6 protein-coding genes are annotated in these 2,821 nt (G+C 64.0%); 1 reads left to right on the top strand and 5 read right to left on the bottom strand.

Annotated features, from left to right (window positions below; genetic code table 11):
* The coding region (locus tag VEK15_32375; protein ID HXV65437.1) for a hypothetical protein at nt 1-828 on the top strand (828 nt) is incomplete at its 5' end.
* A gap of 9 nt (nt 829-837) precedes the next feature.
* Here the strand turns inward: VEK15_32375 and VEK15_32370 are convergent.
* From VEK15_32370 to VEK15_32350, 5 genes are all read right to left on the bottom strand, one after another.
* Entirely contained in the window at nt 838-1,173 is a 336-nt protein-coding gene (locus VEK15_32370) for an ATP synthase F0 subunit C (GenBank protein HXV65436.1), read from the bottom strand.
* 18 nt (nt 1,174-1,191) lie between these two features.
* Nucleotides 1,192-1,884: a F0F1 ATP synthase subunit A gene (atpB, locus tag VEK15_32365; protein ID HXV65435.1), complete on the bottom strand. Its 693-nt coding sequence runs from the start codon at nt 1,882-1,884 to the stop codon at nt 1,192-1,194.
* Nucleotides 1,885-1,935: 51 nt separating this feature from the next.
* Nucleotides 1,936-2,313, bottom strand: coding sequence for an ATP synthase subunit I (locus tag VEK15_32360; GenBank protein ID HXV65434.1), 378 nt, complete (start codon nt 2,311-2,313; stop codon nt 1,936-1,938).
* A complete protein-coding gene (locus VEK15_32355) occupies nt 2,303-2,551 on the bottom strand; it encodes an AtpZ/AtpI family protein (protein ID HXV65433.1) in 249 nt (82 codons plus the stop codon). The genes VEK15_32360 and VEK15_32355 overlap by 11 nt, the downstream gene beginning before the upstream one ends.
* 7 nt (nt 2,552-2,558) lie before the next feature.
* Nucleotides 2,559-2,821: hypothetical protein (locus VEK15_32350; protein ID HXV65432.1), on the bottom strand; the 263-nt coding region annotated here is incomplete at its 5' end.

Genomic DNA, 2,821 nt, shown 5'->3' with positions numbered 1-2,821 from the left:
TCGGCGGCGTTCCGGGCGGGCGCGTTCCTCCTCGAGCAGCCGCTGGAGCTTCCGCGGGCGGGGGTCGCCGGAGCCGATGTCCTCGCGCTCCTCGTGGGGCTCGCGTTGCTGCGGCGGGCGAAGCTTCCGCTCGGGCTCGTGCTCGTCCACGGGTGGAACCCGCTCGTCATCACCGAGCTCGCCGCCGAGGCTCGTCTGGAAGCTCTCGCGCTCCTGGGTCTCGTCTCGGCGTTCGCGCTTCGGCAAAGAGGACAGGAGTGGCTGGCGGCGCTCGTCTACGGAGCCAGTCTCGGGGGACCGCTTCCCGTTCTCGCCACGATTCCACTGATGGGACGAGCGCTCGGCCCGCGGGTCGTCGTTTCTCTCGCCCTGGGCGCCGGGATGTGGTGGCTCAAGGGCTGGCCAACGATCCCGGGCGACTACACCGGGGCGAGCCTCGCTCCGGGCCTCGTCACCGTCTGCCGATTTCTCGTGACCCGCGATCCTTCGTTCGCGCTCGGTGTGGCCCTGGTGGTTTTCTTGATCGTTGCGATCCGAGCGGCGATGGGTCTCGAGGACGACACCTCGAGGCTTCCCGAAAGAGCACTCGTCGCCGTGGGCGCCTTCTTGTTCCTGGCGCCGTTCGTGCTGCCGTGGTGGTTCGTCGCGATCGGGTATCTCGCGGCCTACTCACGGAACCGGGGCTGGCTCGTTTTCACCGCCACCGCTCCCCTCACCTATCTGGCGATGGATGAGGGGAGCTACAGCTTCTGGCTCGGCTTCGCGCAGTATTTCCCCGCCTACGCGAGTCTCACCTACTTGTGGCTCGGGCGGAAGAAGGAGCGCTGATGCCGGATATCAGGCGGCACCCCATTTCACGAAGAAGATGCTCAGCGAGATGACGAAGACGTAGATGACGAGAGACTCGATCAGCACGAGGCCCAGCAAGAGGGCGAAACGAATCTGGGCAGAGGCCCCGGGATTTCTCGCGATGCCGTCACAGGCCGCCGCCACCGCGCGGCTCTGACCGATCGCGCCCATCGCTGCCGCGATCGCGAGAGCGCCGCCGCCCGCGATCATCGCCCACTTGTAGACTTCGGGCGTCCAGACGTCGGAGCCCTGGGCGAACAGCGGAGCCGCCAGGAACAGGAAACCGCTCCACACGAAGGCAGTCGTCAGAACTTTTCTAGTCACCAATTTTCCTCCTAAGGATCAATGCTCCTCCGCGGCGACGGCGCCACCGAGATAGATCATCGTCAACATGACGAACACGAACGCTTGCAACAGGCTCCCGAACACGCCGAAGAGCATCATCGGCACGGGGATCACGAAGGGAATGAGGCTCCCGAGCACCAGCACCACGAGCTCCTCGCCGAAGATGTTCCCGAACAGACGGATGGAGAGCGACAGGATGCGGCTCAAATGGCTGATGATCTCGATGGGAAACATGATGACGGCGAGGGGCAGCACCGGCCCGAGAAAGTGCTTGAAGTAGGCTCCGAATCCGTGCGCGCGAATGCCCTGGTAGTTGTAATAGATGAACGCGACGAGCGCGCAGCCGACGGGCATGTTGAGCGACACGGTGGGCGAAGAGAAGAACGGAACGAGCCCGAGGAGATTGCTAATCAGAATGAACAGGCCGAGCGTTCCCACGAGACCGAGAAACTCCCGGCCCTTGTGGCCGACGTTCTCTTCGAGCATGCCCAGGAGACCGCCGACGGCCGCCTCGAGCAACAACTGGATCCGTCCCGGATTCTCCACGCTGATCCGCCTTCGGAACCAGACGGCGAAGCCGCTCAACAGGAGGGCGACGAAGACCGCCATCACGACGTGGTCGGGAACGTGGATGTGGAAGACGGACTCCAGAATCGTTCCGATGGCCGAATGATGCTCGAACTGCTCCATACTCAGTAGGCGATGGGATGTCTTAGTGGGGATTTCGAAGGCGCGGCGGCGCTAACTCTCCGTGTCTTTTGTGCTATAAAAGCCCCACTCCAGGATTATGGCCGCCACCGGAGCGGAAAGCCCGATGGCGACGGCGATCACGTTGGCATGCCAAACGCTAAATATAACAAACAAGGCGATAGCCAACAAGAGGTAGCGAAAAAGCAACCAGAAGAGAGCGAGCCAGGTGCCCCGGCGGGGCGTCCGCGACGTGAGGGCGCCTACGAGTCGCGCCATCCCCTCGACGTTGAGAGCGGAGAGGACCCCGCCCGCCGCGACCGACGCCGCGATGGATGGTCCGAAGGCGAGGCCGGCGAGGCTCATCACCGCGACGATGGCCCAGGCGTTTCGGAGAAGGCGGCGCTCGGGGGAGAGGGCGCTACTCGTCATCGCCGTCGCCTTCGTCTTCGTCCAGTTTCTCGAACTGCGCGAGCGTCCGGAACAAATTGACGAAGGCGGCCGCGATGCCCATGACGAGGAAGATGGCGGAGAAGATTGGGAGCGTTCCGAACCGCTTGTCGATCACGTAGCCCACCGCTCCCCCGAGGGTGATGGAGACGGGGAACGTGATGCCGAGGCTCGTGAGGAGGGCCCAGCGCGCGCGACGCGAAGGGCCTTTTAGAGGCAATTACGTGCTAGTTGCCCGCGTTCGCGTTCCGCTGCGTCTCGGCTGGCTCGGCGATCTCGCTCTCGATCTCCTCGACTTCGACCGTTCTCGTGGGCTCGATGCGCTCCACGATCTGACGGACGGGAACGCGCAGCGGCTCGAGAAAGGGCTTGGGGTAGACGCCGATCCAGATGCAGAGCGCGACGATGGGCAGAAGCGTCGCCTGCTCGCGCCAGTCCACGTCCTTCAACTTCTCGTTCTCGGGCTTGTCGATCGTGCCGAACATGAGCC

It is taken from the genome of Vicinamibacteria bacterium (genome assembly GCA_035620555.1).
In the GTDB taxonomy this organism is placed as follows: domain Bacteria; phylum Acidobacteriota; class Vicinamibacteria; order Marinacidobacterales; family SMYC01; genus DASPGQ01.
Note: the sequence above shows the minus strand (reverse complement) of the source record. Positions and strands in the feature narration are given on the sequence as shown.